At 56.8% G+C, this 19707-nt stretch carries 25 protein-coding genes and 1 tRNA gene; 12 read left to right on the forward strand and 14 right to left on the reverse strand.

Annotation, left to right across the window (positions count from 1 at the left end):
* Together LN415_02595 and LN415_02600 are read right to left on the reverse strand one after the other, a co-directional pair.
* Positions 1 to 819 (reverse strand): ABC transporter permease (locus LN415_02595; GenBank protein ID MCJ2555981.1); only part of this gene is annotated, 819 nt, incomplete at its 3' end.
* Position 820: 1 nt separating this feature from the next.
* Positions 821 to 1756 (reverse strand): ABC transporter ATP-binding protein, encoded by a 936-nt coding sequence (locus LN415_02600; GenBank protein ID MCJ2555982.1) that lies wholly within the window; start codon positions 1754 to 1756, stop codon positions 821 to 823.
* Between the two features lie 97 nt (positions 1757 to 1853).
* Here LN415_02600 and LN415_02605 point away from each other — a divergent pair, with 97 nt between their 5' ends.
* From LN415_02605 to LN415_02615, 3 genes are all read left to right on the forward strand, one after another.
* On the forward strand, positions 1854 to 2621 hold the full coding sequence (locus LN415_02605; protein ID MCJ2555983.1) for a PAC2 family protein: 768 nt from the start codon (positions 1854 to 1856) through the stop codon (positions 2619 to 2621).
* A 76-nt stretch (positions 2622 to 2697) separates the two neighbouring features.
* Positions 2698 to 3594 (forward strand): 30S ribosomal protein S3ae, encoded by an 897-nt coding sequence (locus LN415_02610; GenBank protein ID MCJ2555984.1) that lies wholly within the window; start codon positions 2698 to 2700, stop codon positions 3592 to 3594.
* Position 3595: 1 nt separating this feature from the next.
* Positions 3596 to 3697 (forward strand) — tRNA-Met (locus LN415_02615).
* 81 nt (positions 3698 to 3778) lie between these two features.
* Here the strand turns inward: LN415_02615 and LN415_02620 are convergent.
* Together LN415_02620 and LN415_02625 are read right to left on the reverse strand one after the other, a co-directional pair.
* Positions 3779 to 4039: a translation elongation factor-like protein gene (locus tag LN415_02620; GenBank protein MCJ2555985.1), complete on the reverse strand. Its 261-nt coding sequence runs from the start codon at positions 4037 to 4039 to the stop codon at positions 3779 to 3781.
* 40 nt (positions 4040 to 4079) lie between these two features.
* Complete coding sequence (locus LN415_02625) at positions 4080 to 4442, reverse strand: hypothetical protein (GenBank protein MCJ2555986.1); 363 nt, start codon at positions 4440 to 4442, stop codon at positions 4080 to 4082.
* 258 nt (positions 4443 to 4700) lie between these two features.
* Here LN415_02625 and LN415_02630 point away from each other — a divergent pair, with 258 nt between their 5' ends.
* The 3 genes from LN415_02630 to glmM are packed head-to-tail and all read left to right on the forward strand — an operon-like array spanning position 4701 to position 7343.
* On the forward strand, positions 4701 to 4916 hold the full coding sequence (locus LN415_02630) for an RNA-binding protein (protein MCJ2555987.1): 216 nt from the start codon (positions 4701 to 4703) through the stop codon (positions 4914 to 4916).
* A gap of 7 nt (positions 4917 to 4923) precedes the next feature.
* A complete protein-coding gene (locus LN415_02635) occupies positions 4924 to 5976 on the forward strand; it encodes an NDP-sugar synthase (protein MCJ2555988.1) in 1053 nt (350 codons plus the stop codon).
* Entirely contained in the window at positions 5973 to 7343 is a 1371-nt protein-coding gene (glmM, locus tag LN415_02640) for a phosphoglucosamine mutase (GenBank protein MCJ2555989.1), read from the forward strand. Before LN415_02635 ends, glmM begins: the two co-directional genes overlap by 4 nt.
* Here glmM and LN415_02645 read toward each other — a convergent pair.
* From LN415_02645 to LN415_02680, 8 genes are all read right to left on the reverse strand, one after another.
* Entirely contained in the window at positions 7324 to 8121 is a 798-nt protein-coding gene (locus LN415_02645; protein ID MCJ2555990.1) for a DUF92 domain-containing protein, read from the reverse strand. The two genes, glmM and LN415_02645, sit on opposite strands and share 20 nt — an antisense overlap.
* A gap of 138 nt (positions 8122 to 8259) precedes the next feature.
* Complete coding sequence (gene fen, locus LN415_02650) at positions 8260 to 9270, reverse strand: flap endonuclease-1 (protein ID MCJ2555991.1); 1011 nt, start codon at positions 9268 to 9270, stop codon at positions 8260 to 8262.
* Between the two features lie 32 nt (positions 9271 to 9302).
* Positions 9303 to 9533: a hypothetical protein gene (locus LN415_02655; GenBank protein MCJ2555992.1), complete on the reverse strand. Its 231-nt coding sequence runs from the start codon at positions 9531 to 9533 to the stop codon at positions 9303 to 9305.
* Between the two features lie 48 nt (positions 9534 to 9581).
* Complete coding sequence (gene pyrI / locus LN415_02660; GenBank protein ID MCJ2555993.1) at positions 9582 to 10040, reverse strand: aspartate carbamoyltransferase regulatory subunit; 459 nt, start codon at positions 10038 to 10040, stop codon at positions 9582 to 9584.
* Positions 10037 to 10966 carry an aspartate carbamoyltransferase gene (pyrB, locus tag LN415_02665; protein ID MCJ2555994.1) on the reverse strand — a complete coding sequence of 310 codons (930 nt, stop codon included), beginning with the start codon at positions 10964 to 10966 and terminating at the stop codon, positions 10037 to 10039. The genes pyrI and pyrB overlap by 4 nt, the downstream gene beginning before the upstream one ends.
* A 54-nt stretch (positions 10967 to 11020) precedes the next feature.
* The gene (locus LN415_02670; GenBank protein MCJ2555995.1) at positions 11021 to 11212 is read right to left on the reverse strand and encodes a hypothetical protein; all 192 of its coding nucleotides are present in this window, start codon (positions 11210 to 11212) and stop codon (positions 11021 to 11023) included.
* 151 nt (positions 11213 to 11363) lie between these two features.
* Positions 11364 to 11711: a helix-turn-helix domain-containing protein gene (locus LN415_02675; GenBank protein MCJ2555996.1), complete on the reverse strand. Its 348-nt coding sequence runs from the start codon at positions 11709 to 11711 to the stop codon at positions 11364 to 11366.
* 93 nt (positions 11712 to 11804) lie between these two features.
* The gene (locus LN415_02680) at positions 11805 to 12341 is read right to left on the reverse strand and encodes a DUF835 domain-containing protein (GenBank protein ID MCJ2555997.1); all 537 of its coding nucleotides are present in this window, start codon (positions 12339 to 12341) and stop codon (positions 11805 to 11807) included.
* Between the two features lie 147 nt (positions 12342 to 12488).
* Here LN415_02680 and LN415_02685 point away from each other — a divergent pair, with 147 nt between their 5' ends.
* Positions 12489 to 13826, forward strand: coding sequence for a tetratricopeptide repeat protein (locus tag LN415_02685; GenBank protein MCJ2555998.1), 1338 nt, complete (start codon positions 12489 to 12491; stop codon positions 13824 to 13826).
* Here LN415_02685 and LN415_02690 read toward each other — a convergent pair whose 3' ends face one another.
* Positions 13827 to 14303 carry a hypothetical protein gene (locus tag LN415_02690; protein MCJ2555999.1) on the reverse strand — a complete coding sequence of 159 codons (477 nt, stop codon included), beginning with the start codon at positions 14301 to 14303 and terminating at the stop codon, positions 13827 to 13829.
* A gap of 605 nt (positions 14304 to 14908) precedes the next feature.
* On the opposite strand from LN415_02690, the gene LN415_02695 reads away from it, so the two are divergent.
* From LN415_02695 to LN415_02715, 5 genes are all read left to right on the forward strand, one after another.
* Positions 14909 to 15631: an MTAP family purine nucleoside phosphorylase gene (locus LN415_02695; GenBank protein ID MCJ2556000.1), complete on the forward strand. Its 723-nt coding sequence runs from the start codon at positions 14909 to 14911 to the stop codon at positions 15629 to 15631.
* A complete protein-coding gene (locus LN415_02700) occupies positions 15628 to 16884 on the forward strand; it encodes an amidohydrolase (protein ID MCJ2556001.1) in 1257 nt (418 codons plus the stop codon). Before LN415_02695 ends, LN415_02700 begins: the two co-directional genes overlap by 4 nt.
* Before the next feature lie 11 nt (positions 16885 to 16895).
* Positions 16896 to 17456, forward strand: coding sequence for a purine phosphoribosyltransferase family protein (locus LN415_02705; GenBank protein MCJ2556002.1), 561 nt, complete (start codon positions 16896 to 16898; stop codon positions 17454 to 17456).
* A gap of 123 nt (positions 17457 to 17579) precedes the next feature.
* Positions 17580 to 18275 (forward strand): hypothetical protein, encoded by a 696-nt coding sequence (locus LN415_02710; GenBank protein MCJ2556003.1) that lies wholly within the window; start codon positions 17580 to 17582, stop codon positions 18273 to 18275.
* Complete coding sequence (locus tag LN415_02715; GenBank protein MCJ2556004.1) at positions 18268 to 18951, forward strand: KaiA-binding protein; 684 nt, start codon at positions 18268 to 18270, stop codon at positions 18949 to 18951. Before LN415_02710 ends, LN415_02715 begins: the two co-directional genes overlap by 8 nt.
* Before the next feature lie 409 nt (positions 18952 to 19360).
* Here LN415_02715 and LN415_02720 read toward each other — a convergent pair whose 3' ends face one another.
* On the reverse strand, positions 19361 to 19699 hold the full coding sequence (locus tag LN415_02720) for a hypothetical protein (GenBank protein MCJ2556005.1): 339 nt from the start codon (positions 19697 to 19699) through the stop codon (positions 19361 to 19363).
* Between the last annotated feature and the right edge of the window lie 8 nt (positions 19700 to 19707).

Here is a 19707-nt window from a genome sequence, read left to right on the forward strand (position 1 = left end):
TTCCCTTCGGTTGAACCTGAGGACGGCCAGTATCAGACAGACGACCAGATACCCTACCATGACAGCTACGCTTACCCAGACGTCAGGATAGAACTCGTGGATCGTCATCGTCTGGCCACTCATGGTCACCTCAAAGGAGCCATCCTGCGGATATGGGACGTTCCCGATGTAAGAGATCGTATCTCCCGCGAAGGTGATGAAGAACCACGGCTTCACGCCGACGAAGGAGAGGATTTGCCCTATCATCGGCAGGATGAGGAAAAAGAGGAAGAACGTCAGTACGGTGGAGCCCATAGTGCCCTTCATCACCGAACTTATGAGATATGCGACCCCCATCGCAGACGAGAGATAGAGAAGAGCCAGGAGGAACGAGTATGCGAACTCCACATCGATTGCTTTGTAGATTCCACCTACAAAGAGGGCGATGAGACCGTAGTAGATGCATATCACCAAGATCGAGGCAATCATGCTCGCGCTGAACTTGCCCAGAGCGATTGTCGACCTCTTGACCGGGTTGGGGAATATCACGAATCCGGTCTTATGCTGGAATTCCGACACGAGAGCATCACTTCCGAAGAAGGTCGCGCACAACAGGATGAGGATCCACGTGAAACTGAGGTATATCTGGGAGTACATCCCGAACTCGGGCGGGTAGTCGACACCGTACGCGGGAGGGACGAGAAGGATCAAGAAGAATATCAAGAACACGATAGCGAGCATCGCCCAGAGCCTCCTCCTCCTGATATACCTGAAGATCTCATACCTCACGACGGTGACGAGCTGCTCGAAGTCCGTTGGAGCCATGGTCTTCTGGTCCACGCTATGACCCTCCCTCTATCATGCTCATGTAGAGGTCTTCGAGCTCCATTCCTGAGGACTTGAACGAAATAACTCCAACCCCTTCGCCCACCAGCTTCGCCAGTATCTCCGCCCTCTCCTCGTTGCTTCCGTCGAATCGCAGAAGAACGACCTTTGGCTGGACGGCCTCGGCCTCGACAACGCCTTCGGACGCTCTCAATGTGTCAAGGTGGCTTTCCGTGAGGTCCTCGACAGTCTGCAGCTCAATCTTCTTCGGGCCCATGAGCTTGCCTATGTTCTCGACTTCGTCGAAGTAGATGAGCCTCCCCTTGTCCACCATGGCGACCCAGTCGCAGACCTCTTGTGCCTCGTACAGAAGATGAGAACTCATGAAGATCGTTCGCTTCTCCTTCTTGAGGTCCTTGATTATTTCTCGGACCTCGATCATTCCGCGCGGGTCGAGCCCGCTCGTCGGCTCGTCCAGTATCAGGACGGTGGGCTCGTGAAGTAAAGCCTGGGCGATTCCGAGCCTCTGCTTCATGCCCTTGGAGAACTTCCCTATCCTCGTCGTCGTCCACTCTTCCATGTGGACCTGTTCCAGGACGCGTTTCGAACGATCTCTGATGTACTCCTCACCCATGCCACGCAGTTTTCCGAGGTAGTCCAGCGTCTCGATCGGTGTGAGATATGGATAGAACTCCGGTGTCTCGACAACGGAACCGACGTTCATGAGTGCGGACTTCGGGCTCTCTCGGATGTCAATCCCCTCCAAGTAAGCCTCCCCGGCGGTTGATCTTATCAGGCTCGTGAGTATCTTTATCGTGGTCGTCTTCCCCGCGCCATTGGGACCTATGAAGCCCACGCACACATCTGGCCCTATCGTCAAGGTCAGCTTCTCCAAGGCGGGGAACCCGTTGTACATTTTCGTCAAGCCGACGGTCTTGATGACCTCTCGCATTGACCACACAAAAGCAGGGACAGTATTTTAAGCTTGATTGCGCGGTCCTCTCGAAAACGTTAAGTCTCGCGGAGGTCTTCCAGCAAAGGGAGATACGATGGAGGACGACATAAGATTCCATGAGTACAAGAAGTGGGACTTCTCCAATTCCTTGGTCCTGACGAGTTTCCCCACGATCGGGCTCGTCAGCACGATAGCCGGGAGTTTTCTCGTGAAGACGCTCAAGATGGAGCTCGTGGGCGCGATTATCTCCAGCAGGCTACCGCCCGTTGCGATAATACACGAGGGGAAGGTGTCCCCCGCCTTCAGGATGTACTCCACCTCGCAGAAGTGCGGGCCGGACAATGAGTGCGACCAGCTGACGGTGCTGCTCTCGGAGTTCATGCCCAGGGCCGATGCCATCGAGCCTCTCGCGGTCAAGGTCCTGAACTGGGCGGTGGAGAAGGACGTGGGCTTCTTCGTTTCGCTCGAGGGCGTGAACTCGCCCGTCCCTCTCGTCGGGGACCCGAAGGTCTTCGGCGTCGGAAGCACGGCGCGGACGCAGAAGCTGATCAAGGAGTACGGTCTGGAACCGCTCAAGGATGGCATGGTCAGCGGGTTCCCGGGCGTGCTGTTATACCTGGCGGCGATGAAGGACCAGGGTGTTCTAGCGCTCCTGTCGGAGACGAGACCCGATTTCCCGGATGCGAGGGCGGCCGCGCGGATGCTCGAAGTACTCGGGAGGATGGTACCCAACCTGGAGATCGATCCGGAGCCCCTGCTGAAGGAAGCGGAGCTCATCGAGCAGCAGATACTCGAGTCGATAGAGAACGCCAAGCCATCATCCCCGACGAGCCCCGAGATGCCGTCATCGATGTACGGATAGGCCCGTCAGAGGTCCGAAGCCAGTCCGCAAAGTTATTTATATCGTCCCAATTATGAGTGCGACCCGGAGAATCTGAATGGCAAAGAAGTCCCGAACAGCTGCACGGAAAGTCAAGGACAAATGGAAGTCCAAGACGTGGTACAACATCATTGCGCCCGAGATGTTCGACAGCCGCATCCTCGGCGAGACCCCAGCGGACTCGCCCGAGAAGCTGATCAATCGCGTGACGGAGGTGACAGTGCAGGACATCACAGGCGACTTCAGCAAGATGCATATCAAGCTCAGGTTCAAGGTCCACGACGTGAGGGGAGGCGACGCCTACACGTACTTCATCGGTCACGACATGACGAGCGACTACATCCGAAGGCTCACTCGCAGGAAGAAGTCGAGAACGGACGGGACGTTCGACGTGATGACCAAGGATGACAACCTCATCAGGATCAAGCCCATGGCGATCGCGGAAAGGAGGATACAGTCCTCGAAGCAGTCAGCCATCAGGAAGAAGATGGAGGGCATAGTGAGGTCCGAAGCCTCCGGGAAGATCCTCAGCGAGCTGGTCCGGGTGATGATCATGGGAGAGATGTCCAAGAAGATCGCCGTGGCGTGCAGGAGCATCCAGCCGTTGCAGAGGGTCGAGATTCGCAAGTCTGAACTGTTGAGGATATCCAAGCTTCCCGACATCCCCGAGAAGGCGCCGGAGGAGGAGCCTGAGGAGCCACCCGCCACCGAAGAGCCGGAGGAGGGCGAGGAGCCCGCTGAAGAGACTCCCGAGGAGCCTGAGGCCGCGGAAGAGACGCCGGAGACCGCCCCCGAGGAATCCGATGTAGCGGAAGAGGCGCCTGAAGAGACTCCGGAAGAAGCCCCGGAAGAGGCTCCAGAGGAGCCCGAGGTTCCGGAAGAGCCGGTGGAAGCCTCCGAGGAAACGGTCGAGCCCGCGGAAGATGTCGAGGAAGAGGAACCCGCCGAGTCCTAGTGTCGGGGTGGCTCAGCCTGGTGGAGCGCCAGACTCATAGGGTTCGTTCGAAGAGCGCTCCTTGGAAATCTGGAGGTCGCGGGTTCAAAGCCCGCCCCCGACACCTATTCTGAGAAAAGACAGTGCCCGCGCTCTCGCAACTGACTAGATGCGTCCTCCCGCGAACCGCACATGCGCCAGCGGATCAGTCCTCGATGACCTTGTACACGAAATCGTTGGGACGGACCCTCTCGGCGACCTTGATGCCCACCGACTGACCTGGAGTTGCCTCCTGGATTGGGTTCCTGTCGATCTCCATGGACTCCACGGTCAGAGTGAGGTCGGTCGTCGCACCCTGTATGGCTATCTCGTCCCCTACCTTCAGGGTGCCCTCCTCGATCTGGATGGCGGCGACCATGGGCTTCGCGAAGTACTTGAACACCCTCCCGACTTTCATCTTCTCCATGTAACCAACCGAGAACAACATCGGTTTGAACGATAAAAAGTCATCGTTCCGAGGGGAGGGACGTGAGGGATAGGAGGCCCGCGGAGAGCGAGAGGAGTCCGCCGAAGAAGCTTCCCGTGTCGCCGACCCAGATGAGCACGATCCCCAGCGCGATGGCGGAGATGCCCACGACGCGCGGGTGCCTGTCGAGAAAGACGAGGGATGTCATGATGAGGGCGCCCACGAGGTTCATCGCGTAGATGCCGACGTCGTAGAGCGTGTTCTTGCACCCGATTGTCTCCGCAAAGTAGGTGTCCATGCATATGTCGCGCAGCCACAACATGAGGACTCCCAGTATGACGCAGAGAACAGCGCCCACCAGCAAGATCCTCTGGACCAGGCTGAGACGCCTTCGAATGGGCATTCAAGAGACGGATTGCTTCGGGCTTCTTAATACTACTCTTGGCTTGTGTCGCTTTCATCCACATGCTTCGGCTGTACCTGTAACCGAGAACGAGGAGTCGCCCGCACCGTGAGGAGACTACGTCCCCTCCAGGGGATCTTGTGGATGGTCCAGACGAAGATCACTATCGTATGCACATGAGAGCCTCGGTAGGCAAGGCGTTGGCGGGGCAAATCTTTAAATCGGCGCGCTCATTACATGCCTGGGAAGGGGACTATCATGGTTTTGCCCACGAAGGTATTGGAGAATGCGCTCAATAGGGAGATACTTCTAGTTTTGAAAGACAGCAGAGTGCTCGAAGGGAAGCTGGTGGGTTTCGACGAGTACATGAACCTCGTGCTGGAGGATACCGAGGAGACGAAGGAGGAGCAGGTCCGAAGGCTCGGGACCGTTGTTCTCCGCGGGAACAACGTCGTCACGATAAGCCCCAAGTGAACAAAGGTTGATAAATCCCAAGACCCTTGTCCGGGCGATGCAGGCGGTCCTTCTTGTTGGCGGTCTTGGAACGAGGCTCAGGCCTCTGACGTATTCCAGACCGAAGCCTCTTCTGCCATTGCTGAACCGGCCCATGGTCTCCTACCTCTTGGACCTGCTTCCCGATTTCGTCAACGAGGTGATCGTGCCCGTGAGCTACATGTCGCGGCGGATGCGGGACTACTTCAACTCGCTCCATGACGGCAGGAACTACGTCGTCGTTCACGAGGTCGAGCCCCTCGGGACGGGAGGGGCGCTGGCCAATGTGGCCGATCACCTGACGGATGATTTTCTTGTGTTCAACGGTGACATCGTCAGCTCGATCGACATCAAGTCCCTCATCGACTTCCACAGGGAGAAAGAAGGTGTCGGGACCATCGCGCTCTGGGATGTCGAGAATCCCGAGGCCTTCGGGATCGTGCAGATGGACGAGGATGACCGGATAACGTTGTTCAAGGAGAAGCCCAGAGGGAGCGAGATAGTCTCGCACAAGGCGAACGCGGGCATCTACGTGCTCAACGAGAGCGTCCTGAACGACATTCCGGCAGAGAAGGTCGTCTCCCTCGAGCGGGAGGTCTTCCCGGAGCAGGTCAGGGAGGGGCTCTTCGGCTTCGGCTTCGAGGGTTACTGGGTCGACTGCGGGACAACGGAGAACTTCCTGTCTGCCAGCGGTATGCTGATGGACTACTTCGGCACGGACGTGTCTAAGGAGGCCCTTCTGGGGAAGAACGTGAAGGAGGAGCACCCCATCGTCATCGGTCAGGGGTCGAAAGTCTCTGGCGGACAAATCGGACCGCGAGTCTGTCTGGGCAATGACGTGGAGGTCAAAGGTGCGTCGCTGTCGGAGAGCGTGATCATGGACTCGACGACGATCGGCAAGGACGTGACGGTGACCTCGTCCATAATCGGAAAGCACTGCGTGGTCCCCGACAAGTGCGTCATCGAGAGGTCCGTGATCGCCGACGACTACGAGCTGGAGAAGGGCGAGAAGGTCATGGGCCGGAAGGTCGGTATGAGATGACCAGGCTCTTCGGGACGAACGGCGTCAGGGGTGTAGTGAACGAGATGATGACGATTGGCCTCGCGACCGACCTGAGCAGGGCCATCGGTACGTTTTTTGGCGGGGGCAATGTCGCCATCGGCTGCGACACGAGAACATCAGCGGACATGCTCAAGTCCGCGTCCGTATCCGGCCTCCTCTCGGCTGGCTGCTCCGTGATCGACCTCTCCATCGTGCCGTCCCCGACGTTGCAGCTGGAGGTGAAGAACGGCGACTATTCCGGCGGGATCATAATCACCGCCTCGCACAATCCTCCCGAGTTCAACGGAATCAAGTGCGTCGATGCCGAGGGTATGGAGATGGACAAGGCGGGCGAGGAGGCCATCGAGGACATCTACTTCTCGAAGCGATTTCTCACTGTTGGATGGGAGGACTACAGGAACCGCGAGGAGAAGGTCGACGCCGTTAACAATTACATCTCGTCCATACTGGGGAACGTGGACGTGGAGTCCGTCAAGCGGGCGAAACCTAAGGTCGTCCTCGACTGCGCGAACGGCGCCGCATACCTCTCCTCTCCTCGGCTACTCGAACGCCTGGGATGCGAGACGGTGCTGCTGAACGAGGTCCCGGACGGCACATTCCCCGGTCACGATTCGGAGCCGATCCAGGAGAACCTCGCCGAGCTGATGGAAGTCGTTGCGGACTCCGATGCGGTCCTCGGGATCGCGCACGATGGCGACGCGGACAGGTCCGTGTTCGTCGACGAGAATGGCAACTACGTCCCCGGGGACAAGAGCCTGGCGCTGATCGCGAAGAGGACAGTGGAGGAGAAATCAGGCGGGCTCGTTGTCACGCCAGTGAGCTCATCGAGCTGTGTCGAAGAGGCCGTGACGAAGTCTGGCGGGGAGATCAGGTACACGGCCGTGGGTTCTCCGATAGTCGCGAGGGTGATGAAAGCGACGGGCGCCGTCTTTGGCGGGGAGGAGAACGGCGGTCTGATCTTTCCAGAGCATCAGTACTGCAGGGACGGAGGCATGGCAGCGGCGAAGGTCATCGAGCTTATGGCTCTCTCCGGAGAGCGGCTGTCGAGCCTTCTGCAGGAAGTGCCCGTCTATCACAACTTGAAGAAGAAGATCCACTGCCCCAACGAGATCAAGTCCGAGGTCCTCGAAGGGCTCTCCAGCGAGTTCGAAGGAAAGGAGATCGACACGACCGACGGTGTGAAGGTACTCTACCCGGACGGTTGGATTCTCGTGAGGCCATCGGGGACCGAGCCGCTCTTCAGAGTGTTCGCGGAATCGAAATCACAGGGAAGAGCGAAGGAGCTCGCGGACGAAGGAGTGAGAATAATCACCGAACTGATCGAGTCTAGACTGAAAGGCTCATAAGCCAATTGAAGAAGTTGGAGTGCAGCACGAACCAGGTCAGAACTGCCCCGATGGACACCGTGAGGAGGTTGTTGGTCTTTTTCGTAAGCCAGCCCCTCGTCTCCAGCGTCGCCCCGAACACGCTATCGATCTGACAGCCGACGAAGCCGATCACGAGCGGGATGACGATCACGAGCGGATTCATGGGCATCGTGTCCGTGAGGAGTGCGAGGAACACCCAGCCCATGACCGCCGTGTAGGCTGACGCGGCCAGCGCGGAGAGATTCCCGAGCCTTGACACGCCACCGTTCGTCCCCGGTGGGACCCTCTTGAGCGTTGTGATCAGATAGGTCCTGTCGCTCAGGACACCGATCTCGCTCGCAAGAGTATCCGCTGCGGCCACCGCTATGGCCGACACGAAGATAATGCCAGTATGCTCCAGGGGAAAGGGCTCGACCGCCATGCTCTGGGCTATGAACGGCAGAAAGGCTATCGCTGCCGGTACAAGCCCGTTCGCGACGACATTCGCCCCTCCCCGCTCGCCCTTCACGCCTTCCTGGACGCCCTTCTTCTCCTTGAGCGCGAACTTGTAGCGCGTTGCCGCGAAGCTGGTCAGGAGGAATATCAGAAGGAGGATGAGCCACGCTATGTGACCAAAGACACCTATGACGAAGCCCACTCCGAAGGCCGTGGCGGCGCCCTCCTTGTTGAGCACTTCCTTGCGGTAGGCCAGGAAGCTCAGGACCCCGCAGACGATCGCGACCGTCGGAATTGCGACCTCGATTGGCCAGTCCAACACGAGCGGCAATGAATTTCTCGTGATATAAAAAGGATGCGGTCTTCCAAGCCATCGCTGCGAGGGTCAAGCACGCGGATATCGAGGAAGCGCGTTGGCGGTCCCGAACGCCGAAACGGAAACCTCCGCGTGGGGACGGTCTCAGAACCACTGGTCGAGGCTCTTCTGCTTCATCAACGATCTGCCCTCCCCCATCTTGCAGAGGGCCTTTCTCACCCGATCCTCGGAGAAGTCGAATCCGTCCCTGAGATACGCGACTGTCCCGTCCTCATCGGGCTCGGACCATTCCAAGGAGAAGTCCACAGAGACGAGCGGCTCGAGGAAGATCTCCCTGATGCGTTGCACGTTCTCAACGTCGAACCCCTCCTTCTCGCACACTGTCTCGATGTCGCCGTGCTTCTTGATCATGTGAAGGGCCTTCTTCGGGCCGATGCCTCGGACGCCCTCGTTGAAATCCGTCCCCACCAGCATCGCCATGTCCACGAGCTGCTCCCTCGTGACCTCGAGCGCCTCCAACGCCGAATCGAGAAGGACAAGCTCCGGAATGGCGGGACCGCCCCCCCGTCCCCGTCTCCGCCCGGAAACGGTGAGGTTGCGCACTAGTCTGTCTGCGCCAAAGAGGAGCGAGTCGAAGTCCTGGGAGGCCGTCGCCCAGACCTCCCCCTTCCTCGTCATGTCGCTTGCCTGGGCCTCTCCCTCGCCGGGCGCCTGGATGCATGGTATTCCGAGGAGCTCCAAGAGCTCCTTGGACTGGTCCACCATCTCCTTGTTCAATCGGGAGGACTGAGATGCCTTGATCCTGGCCTTCTCCGTGTCTCCCGCTGCGAGCGCCTTCTTCCACTCCTTCTCGGCCTCTCTCCTGATGGCGCTCCTTGCGGCGATCGTCTCCGACTTCAGCTTCGGCGGTTCTCCGTCGAAAACATACACGGGCTTGATGCCCATCTGCAGCAGGTTGGCGTTCCTGTACACGAGCCCCGAGAGATGGGACGTTGTCCTTCCTTTCGAGTCCCTCAAAGGAGTGCCGTCCGGCTGGCGTATTATCGCGAGGAACTGGTAGATCGCATTGAAAGCGTCGATGGCAACGGTCCTACCCCCGAGGTCCTCCAGTTTGATCTGCTTCGCCGGTATGATGTCCGCTATGTCGACTCCCATCGCTTCCGAATGGGTCGACCGCCTAAAAACACCTAGGGTTGATCCTTCAGCAGGGTCTCTATCCGGCCCAGCTGCTCAGTGTTCTTCGTGGCCAGGTCCCTGTGGATCTTGTGTATCTTGAGCATCTCCTTGGAAAGACTGTTCTGGGCCTTCAGGTTGTCCTTGAGGAATCCGATCTCCCTCTCCATCGCTCTCTGATTCTCGACGAGTTGGAGAACCATCTCGCTTAATTCCCTTAGTTCCAAATCCTTTTTCGAGTGCATCTCATCACCCGCCTGGAAATGGTCTTCGCAGATAAAAACCTTGTCGGTTCAGGTTATGGCGTCCACGATGTTCTCGAGGTCTCTCTCGCAGTAGACGCATCTCAACCGGACCGGGCTCTTGGAGACGACAACGAACTCCGTCTCCACGGGCTCCCTGAGATTCGTGATGCAGTTGGGGTTCCCGCATTTCAGGATCCCCTTCGCGACCTCCGGGAGCTCCACCTTGTGCTTCTGCTTCACGTTGAAGTTCTGGATGATGTTTATCGTCGCATTAGGTGCAACAAGGGCAATCTTGTCGACCTCCTTTTCCAGCAGCTCTCTGTCCTCCACCTTGACGATGTCCTTGAGCGTGCTCTTCTTGCTCGTCACGCGCATCGCCACGCTGACAGTCGAGTCGGAGCTCTCCTCCGTTATCCCGAGTATCTTGAGGACCTTGAGCGCCATTCCCGCAGGTATGTGGTCGATCACGGTGCCGTTCTTGATCGGCGTGACCCTGAGCTCCCTCATTCGACCGCCCCCAGTATGAGCGCGAGAAGGGCCATCCTCACGGGGACACCGTTGAACGCCTGCTCGAAGTACCTGGCGTGGTGCGTGCCGTCGACGGATGGGTGTATCTCGTTGACCCTCGGCAGAGGGTGCATCACGATCAAGTCCTTCTTCGCCTCCTCGAGCAGCCCGACGTCCACCTTGTACAGACCGGCCACCCTCTGGTACTCCTGCGGGTCAGGGAACCTCTCCTTCTGGATCCGCGTGACGTAGAGGACATCGACCTTTCCGATCACGTCGTTCAGGTCGTCCGTCAGCTTGGGCCGCACCCTGCCCACCTTCGCATCATCCACGACCTCCTTGGGCATCTGCAACGTCGGGGGCGCGACGAAGTATAGCTTCGCCCCGAAGAGGGAAAGCGCGTAGGAGAGCGAGTGCGCCGTCCTTCCGTACTTGAGGTCACCGACGAGGGCGACCTTCTGCCCCTCTATCTTGCCCTTCTCCGTCCATATAGTGAACAGGTCAAGCATCGTCTGGGTCGGATGCTGGCCGGCACCGTCCCCGCCGTTTATGATGGGCTTCGCGGAGAAATTCGCAGCGAGTCTTGCCGCTCCCATGTGGTGGTGTCTCAGGACGGTCACATCCGCGTAGGACTCGGCCATCTTTATCGTGTCCGCCAGCGTCTCCCCCTTCTTCAGAGAGCTCGCCTCGGGGTCCGCCATTCCGATGGCCCTGCCGCCAAGCCTGCTCATCGCGCTCTCGAAGGAGAGGCGGGTCCTAGTGCTGGGCTCGAAGAAGATCGTGGCGAGGACCTTGCCCCTCAGGGACTCGTCCCTCCTTTCGCCCTTTGCCGCCGGAACCATCTTCTTCGCGGTCTTCAGAATATGCATGATCTCCTTCACGGAAAAGTCCTTGATGGATAGTATGTCCCTCCCCTCGAACTTCATGCTCATCCTTGCTCAGAATGAATCTATGAATAATAAAGCTACCGAGGGCAAAGGTCACTTCTTCCCGAGAAGAGCGTAGGTCACCCATTCCTTCTTGTCCTTCATGCTCAACCACGCTCTTGTCAAGTCTGGGACGTGCTTGGCTCTCTCCACGGCCAAGGATGCTATCGTCTTGGCCGCTATCGCATCCACGTCCACTCCCAGAACGCTCTTGAGCAGATACTTAATCCTTTCCCTCTTGTCCATCTCAATAATAATAGGCCTCGTTCAGGTATATAAAAAAGGGGGAAGGCCCAGGTCCTTTCGGGCCCGGTCCTTGGGGAGGAGGGGGTGAGCGTAAAAAAGGGGGTGGGCAATTCCGGTTTCCCAGAACTGCCCGTGGGTTGTGGAGGAGGGGTTATCTTGATAGGACGTCGACGGCTTTCCAGTCGCCTCCGAAGTCCTTGGTGATGCCTGAGGACAGCTGGAACCTGACTCGAAGCCTGCCATTCTCGAAGAAGATGTAGGCGTTCCTGAGTTGCGAAAGATAGAGACTGATCCGCTTCCCTCTCTGCGTGAGGGCCCTTTCAACACACTTTATCAGTCCGGCTTTCTCCAGCATGTGGATTCTTCGGTACGTAGCAGCGATTGGAATCCCGTACTCCCTGCTGAGATCAATCGCGCTCTTGGGTTTCTTGAACGTCGCAACAAGGATTCTTGCTGCGTATTCGTCGGTTATCAGTCGTGATGCTTCCAAAGGATCCATCTTCTTTCCTCCTGACCTCAATATTCCAATCCCCCACGACGGTATATATAACGCAACGGGACGAGTATCATGGCTGATTCTCAATCGTAATAATCAGCCGCCTATTACGTCCGCGTTTCTCTCCAGAAGAGCTAGCTCCTTCGATTCAAAGGCCCGCGAGTCTATCGAGACGAGGAACAGGGCCTCCTTCTGCATCACGATCTCGTTCACGTACTCTATGAACTTCAGGATCCTCGGGAAGTCGTTGTTGATCATCAGATACTCGAGCCCGTCGAGGAGAATGGCTGACTTGCCACCCTTGTCCATGAAGTTGCTAATGAGGTTCGTGAGGCTCCCGAGGTTGTGGGGGTCGACATAGTCCCTGCCGAGCGTGGTGGAGAGCCATATCACCTTCATCCCATCCCGCCCGCGCTTCCTCGGTATGTGGTCCGGATGCCTCCTTGTGATGTAGAGGCCCGCGTAGCCATCATCCATCAGCTGGGTGAGGTACTCGAGCGCTCTCTCGTGCCTCCGCTCGTGGAGGAAGTACGAGTGCCCCTCCTTGAGGACCTCCTGCCCTTTGCCCAGGAATATGTTTCGGAAGAGCTCGTCCGTCGCGTTGTCTATGCTCATCATTAGCAAGGGCAGCATTCCCAATCAATCCTCGCTTCTTGGATTACCTCTCATGGGTTCTTATACATTCTGCAATCAATATCAGGAATGATACTCTGGTCATGTTCTGGATTCGAGCCGCGAGCATGCGAAAACACTAAATCAAAGGCGACTGATACGACCCTTATGATGCTCACCGCCTTGGAGAAGCCGACGGGCACCTTGAGAATCCTCGCGTACGTCCATCAGAACGAACGCGGGACTATCTCTGACTTCTACAGAAAGGTCGGGATAAACCAGGAATCCGCCTATTCCGCCCTGAGGAATCTCCTGCAGCTGGGCCTGATCTACGAGAAGGAGGAGGGCAAGTTCCCCTTCAGGAAGTTCTACTTGCTCACAAGCAAGGGGGAGCAGATCGCGGAGAAGCTGTCGTCCATAGAGGAAACGCTGACCGACACGGTATACGGCTACTATCACAGGCTCGAGGAGCTGGAGGCAGCGCCTGAGGCTCCCGAGAACCTTGCTGCCAGGCTCGAGATGATGCTCAAGATCCAGGATGTCTGCTTCGCGACCGGCGAGTGGGATTCCTGCATGGAGTACTGCGGGAAGTCGCTGGACCTCGCGCAGAGGTTAGATGACAAGGCCGCGCAGCTGAAGGTCTTCAGGGACATTGGGTGGATACACGAGAGGAGAAACGAGTGGGCCGCGGCCCGGAAGAACTTCGAGAGCGGTCTTGGGTTGGCGAGGGAGACGGGCGATATGTCCGCCATGGCCAGCATATTCTATGACCTGGGGGCCATCCACGAGAGGAATGGAGAGTACGGCCGAGCGTTGGAGTTCTTTGACAAGTCAAGGCAAGCATCACAAGACGCCAAGAATGACTGGAATCTGGCAAGAGCTCTCTACGCCTTCGGTCGCGTGGAGGCTCAGAGGGGGAACTACAAGAAGTCCATTGCGTACATGGAGAAGTCCATCGGGATGCTCGAGAAGATCGGTGACCTGAGCGAGCTGGCCAAGGTCTGCACCGGAATGGGGGCCACGTGGTTCTACCTGGACGACATGGACAAGACGATAGAGTACCACGAGAAGTGCATACGGACCGCCGAGAAGCTGGGGGATGCGACGGGGATCGGATATGGCCTTTCCAACGCGGCCGAGGCCTACGCGCTGAAGGGCGACACGAAGAAGGCTTTTGAGTACCTTGAGAGGGCGCTCCGCATCTTCGAGAAGCTCAACGAGAGGATGATGATTTCGTCCGTGTACTCCCACTACGGCCAGGCCCATCGACTCAGAGAGGAATGGAAGAAGTCGGAGGAGTACTTCAGCAAGAGCATTGCCCTACTGGAAGAGCTCAATCTACCCTACAACATGGCCGATGCCCACTACAAGTTCGGTGTTATGTACAAGGAGAAGGGTGAGCAGGACAACGCCGCGGAACACCTCTCCAAGGCGCACGAGATCTTCGAGAAGATCGGAAACAAGAGCATGATGGAGAAGGTGGCCGGTCTGAGAAACGGTCTCTAGCTAGACGAGGTCCACCGGGAGCCACGACTGAGGCCAATCCTGGAAGGCCAGTGGTATTATGACCTCCTTGTAGTGAGGCCAATCCTGGTCGCTCAGCTCGATGATGAGCTCGTCCCAACCCTGAGGCCAGTCCTGGTCGAGGACCAGAACATATCGGTCCTCCTCCTGCGACGTATCAAGGGCCAAGGGCATCAGAACCTCTTCTTCCTGCGATGCCGCTCGCAGCAGACCTCTTGCGGCCTTGGCCCCATCTGGCATCACAATGACAGGGATATGTATGGCACCCGGGTCCGACGTCGACAGGTCGATCGTGACATACTCCTCGTGAATGTCCTGGATTACCATGCCGGCGTTCCCGTTCTCGACGTTGTCAGTGGGAACGGCTGTCCAGGTCCCGCCGGACGCTGTGGGTTGTAACGCTAGAGCAATCGATAGTACAACGAGTGCAGTTGCTAGCTCTCTCTTCCTCGCCCTCATCACCCTTTTCTATGTTTGAGGCGGTATTTATAGATATCGAGGTTCGGACACGAGTTCCCCAGGGCCTCCGACACATGATCCTGCTTGTCTGCGCAGTCGAAGTGCAGTCGCGCGAGAAGATCATGAGTGGACTGGACATTAGCCTCATCCTACCGTTTTATGTCCGTGCTATTATTCCGTATACCGAAAAACGATAACCTTTTATAATGTGCACGAGATTCATGGATGTTGCGGCTTCGGAGGTTCAAGTCTTTGCGAGGAAGCCGCAAGATAGGAGAGGGGTCCGGTAGATGCCTCGTATGATGAGAACTCGGCCAACAAGCTTGCAATCCTTGAGGGAGTCGGTGACGACTCCTTCGGTCGCTCCCGCGAAAACACCCGCTTTTTTGGACGCAGAGGGTCGAAGACCCTACCAATCCAGTGGGAGTGAATCGGATTCGGGCGCCTTTACCCTCCAATCTGTGTGTTTGATCCCCGCCCTGACTGGTGATTGCATCCCCAGGATGGCCGACTGAATCTCACCCAAACCGGACCCCTCAGTGTTTTGCGTCCTTGCCGACCTGTCTAGCAAACGTTTATTTCTCGCGAGAGTTTAACCTCGCACGATGACCGCCCGCCTGGGTATTATCACGGGTTCTGAAATGGAGATATCCCGGATCCTGGAAGGGACCAGGGATGAAAGGGTCGGCACGCCCTTTGGCGATCCCTCTTCGTCTGTTCAGATAGGTCTGATCAAGGGGAAGGAGGTTGCCTTCCTGTACCGACACGGAGAAGGACACAGGCATCCTCCGCACAGGGTGAACCATCACGCGAACATACATGCCCTCTCGGACGCGGGCGTCACGAGGATCATCGGTGCATCTTCAGTCGGCAGCATGAGGCAGGACATACGGCCCATGGATTTCGTCATTCCTTCGGACTTCGTGAGCTTCTGGAACATCCCAACATTCCACGACGAGAATGTCGTTCACGTCACTCCCGTTCTCGATCCGGAACTCAGGAAGAGCCTCGTCGATTGCATCAGGGATCTGGGGTACACCGCCCATGATGGCGGCGTTTACATCCAAACAACTGGACCCAGGCTCGAGACCAAGGCCGAGATTCGCATCTTCAAGGAGTTCGGAGACCTGGTGGGCATGACGATGCCGTCCGAAGCCACTCTGGCGGTGGAGAAGGGCATCGCCTACGCGAGCATATGCTGCGTTGACAACTACTGCCATGGCATGGCGGACGAGGACCTCTCCTACGACGTGATTCTCGAGCATCAGAAGAGGAATGCCGAGAGGCTGTTCAACATCATCGCGAGGGTCATCGAGGTGCTTGCTTGAGCATTCTCATCGAGGACGTCCTTCTCGATGGATATCGCAAGAACATACGCGTGGAGGGGAACCGAATCGCCTCCTTGGATTCGGATGAGGCCGCCGACACGGTGATCCATGGAAAGGGAAAGGCCGCCATCCCCGGGTTGGTGAACACCCACACGCACGCGGCCATGAGCCTTTTTCGTGGATATGCCGACGACATGCTTCTCCAGGACTGGCTGAGCAACAAGATATGGCCTCTCGAACGGCACCTGAAACCTGAGCACATATACTGGGGAACCAAGCTCGCGTGCCTGGAGATGATCAAGTCTGGCACGACCTGCTTCAATGATATGTACTTCTTCATGCAGGAGGCCGCCAGGGCCGTCGAGGAGATGGGCATCAGGGCCGTTCTGAGCGAAGGATTCACGGATCTACTGGATCCCGACGCGGGAAAGGAGAGATTCCAGAGCTCCATCTCCCTGGTCGAGTCGATTCGGTCGATGAGGAACGATAGGATCGTCCCCGCCCTCGGGCCCCATGCGATGTATACGGTGTCTCCGGAGAGCCTTCAGATGATTTCAGAATACGCGGAGAAGGAGGACCTTCTAGTCCACTTCCACCTATCCGAGACGGAGGATGAGGTGAACGCGTGCATCGAGGAGCATGGGAAGAGGCCAGTTGAATTCCTTGAGGAGATAGGATTCCTGAACCCTCGTCTTGTTGCCGCTCACTCTATCTGGCTGAACAAGGAGGAGATCGACCTCCTCAGTAAACACGATGTCAAGGTGTCCCATAATCCCGTTTCAAACATGAAGCTCGCGGTTGGGAAGGCCATACCCTACAGGGAGATGAAGGAAGCGGGGCTTCTCGTATCTCTGGGGACCGATGGTTGCGCGTCGAACAACACGCTGGACATGTTCGAGACCGTGAAGTTCGCGGCGCTCTATCAGAAGGCGTACACGGGGGATCCGACAATCCTTCCCGCCCAAGAGGCGGTCGCCCTGGCGACGGAGAACGGTGCCAGAGCCCTTGGAATCGATGCAGGGAGAATAGCTCCCGGAAAGCTGGCGGACATCGTCCTGGTCGATCTGAGGGCGTCGCAGCTTCATCCTGGTCACAACCTCGTGTCGGATCTGGCGTACGCTGCGAACGGATCGTGCGTTGACACCGTGATATGCGACGGGAAGATACTGATGCAGAACAGAAAGGTCGAGGGGGAGAATGAGATACTCGAAAGGGCAAACGAAGCGGCCCTGGACCTGGTTGGGAATGAGTAGGAAGCGATCGCATGCTGGAGAAGCTGAAGGAATCCATGGATGAGTGCCTGGTCGTGAAGTTCGGTGACTATGAGTACTTCGTACACCCCATAACGGATGGCATTCCGCTCGGGGACCCTGAGGTCCTGGAGGAAGTGACGGAGGCCATGATTAGTGTGGCGGATCTCGACTGCGACAAGATAGTCACAGCGGAGTCGATGGGCTTTCCCCTGGCAGCGTCGCTCTCTCTGGCAACGGGCATCCCATATGTCTTCATCAGGAAGAGGGAATACGGGCTTCCCGGTGAGATTTCAGTCAAGCAGATCACTGGATACTCGGGCTCGGATATGTTCATCAACTCCATCGACGAAGGAGACAGGGTCGTCTTCGTTGACGATGTCCTGAGCACCGGCGGGACCCTAAGGGCGATAGTCCAGGCGTTGAGGACTCTCAAGGCGGTTCTGATCGACGTCGTGATAGTGTTCAACAAGAACCCGGACAAGGAGAAACTCGAGAAGGAGTTGGATATGAGAATCAAGACGCTTCTTGACGTTCGTGTGATGGACGGAAAGGTCGTGTTCACTCAGGGCTAAGAATCCCCCCTGAAAATGCCTTTCTGTGCATTTGCCAGCTCACTTCGAACTTATCAGTTCTGATAATCAGTGCGAAATCCACTTAATAGCGTGGCTCAATTCTTTTGATTAGGCTGGGTCCTAATGGTATACGAAACTGAAGTAATCGCCATGAGGGACGTCATATCCCAAATGATGAAGACCTCGCAGAACAGGCTCCTAGTGAACACTGACAGGGTCTACTTGGCGAAAACCAACCTCATCACGCTTAAGTCCCTTCTAGAGGAGAGAGGGCCCAGAGGGATTTTCTTGTCCATCAACCGGCCCTATCACTACATGGCCCACCTGCTGAGGATCCACAAGGTCGACTACGAAGAGATGCTCTTCATCGACGCCGTCTCCAAGATATCTGGGGAGAGGAAGATGGATTGGAAGCAGACCACGTTCTTGGACAGCCCATTCCAGATTCCCAAGATATTCGAGGACCTGCAGCTAATCGGGAAGACCCCGGACGGCTCTACGTCCATCATCAAGATCATCGAGGGCGACTTCGTGATGATAGACGACATTTCCGCGATCTTCCACTACAACGAGCTGGGAACCGGAAAGCGCTTCCTGAAGGAGTTCCTCGATGCTGTCGCGTCCAATCCGAAGTCCTTCACTGCGTTCGCGATTGACCGGGAGACCCAGAGGGATGTCTACGAGTTCCTGGCCGATAGCTCCGACAGATTGGTGGACATGGGCAACGCAGCCTTCATGGAGGTTCCCAGGGAGCTCCAGGAAGAGCACGCCCCCATGGCACGCCCGTCAGATGGCGAGGGAGGGATGATCCATGAATAATGCGATAATAAGGCGGTCCAGCGGAACGCCTGGCCTGGATGAGATGATATCTGGAGGTTTTCCCTTCCCCTCGGTTCTCCTCGTCGCTGGGAGTGCCGGGACGGGAAAGACGACCTTCGCTCAGAAGTTCCTCTTCGAGGGTGCCAAGAACGGAGAGCAGTGCATATTCTTCACGACGCTCAGCGAGCCCACCCAGTGGATGCTGAGATTCTCCTCCCAGTTCGAGTTCGTCGATCCAGAGTACTTCGGCAGGGAAATAATCTATATCGACATAGGGCACGACATAAGGGAGAGCGGCCCTCATGAGATCCTCGATATCCTGGACGAGAAGATCGCCGCAATAATGCCACAGAGGATAGTCATCGATCCGATCACCATCGTTTGCGACCTCATCGAGAACAACTACAGGACATTCCTGTTCGATCTGGTCACCAGGCTGAAGAACTGGGATTGCGTGACGGTCCTGACGGGCGAGGTCGCTCCCGGTCAGCTTTATCCGCCGGAGATCGCCCATGCAGTGGATGGGATCGTCCTGCTCATGTACACCCATGAAGGCGAGGAGAGACGCAAGTACATCGAGGTCCTCAAGATGAGGGGAACGAACCACGTCACCGGAAAGCAGTCAATAGACATCACAACCGAAGAGGGCATAGTCGTCCTCAAATCGAAGTTCTAGTATGCCTGGAGAGTGGGCCAGAGGGTCATTATCACACGTGATAATTGGAAAACAAGATGCTTATACTCTGCGCCTGCTGTTTCAAAGAGCCAACAGATAACGATGACCCCTCCTCCGAGGAAAGACGGAGGCCCATTTTCTTGGGACCTTTGCTTTCCTCACCCCCCTTTTTTTTTCTGTGCAACGGGTGAGGATGGGTTAAGGAGCTACTCGAGATCCTTTTTCCTCGTGTCCTTGAAAACGATGACGTTGAGGCTTATGACCTCTTTCTCTTCGTCCTCCTCCTTTGGAAAAATCACGCTCTTCCCGTTGGGAAGGATTTTGTGGAATCTTAGTTTCATCCTATCAGTTAATCGTAGAGGGCCGGCTTATTTAAACTCAGTCTCACGGTTATCGAGCGTGATTATCATCACAGAATCTCAATCGTCTCCCAGTCCTGCGTCACTGCCTGCTCGTCCAGAGTGAGAACGAACTTGAGCTGGATGCCGTTGTCCTCGATGTGAATGTGCCCCTTGTTGAGATTCGCCTCGAAGAGCCTCACGACTCTCCCTCGCCGGGTAACGACTCTCTTCCTCACCGACAAGAGCCCCGCCTTCAACAGCAGGTTTATCTTCCTGTAGCACGAGGCGATCGGGATCGAGTACTTCCCGCAAAGCTCGTACGCAGATCTCGGTGACAGAAACGTCGCAACAAGGATGTGCTTCACGTCATCATCGCGCAGCAGTTTCAGCTTCTGATGGATGTTCATCAGAGAAC

The organism is Candidatus Thermoplasmatota archaeon, assembly GCA_022848865.1.
Taxonomy (GTDB): Archaea; Thermoplasmatota; Thermoplasmata; order RBG-16-68-12; family JAGMCJ01; genus JAGMCJ01.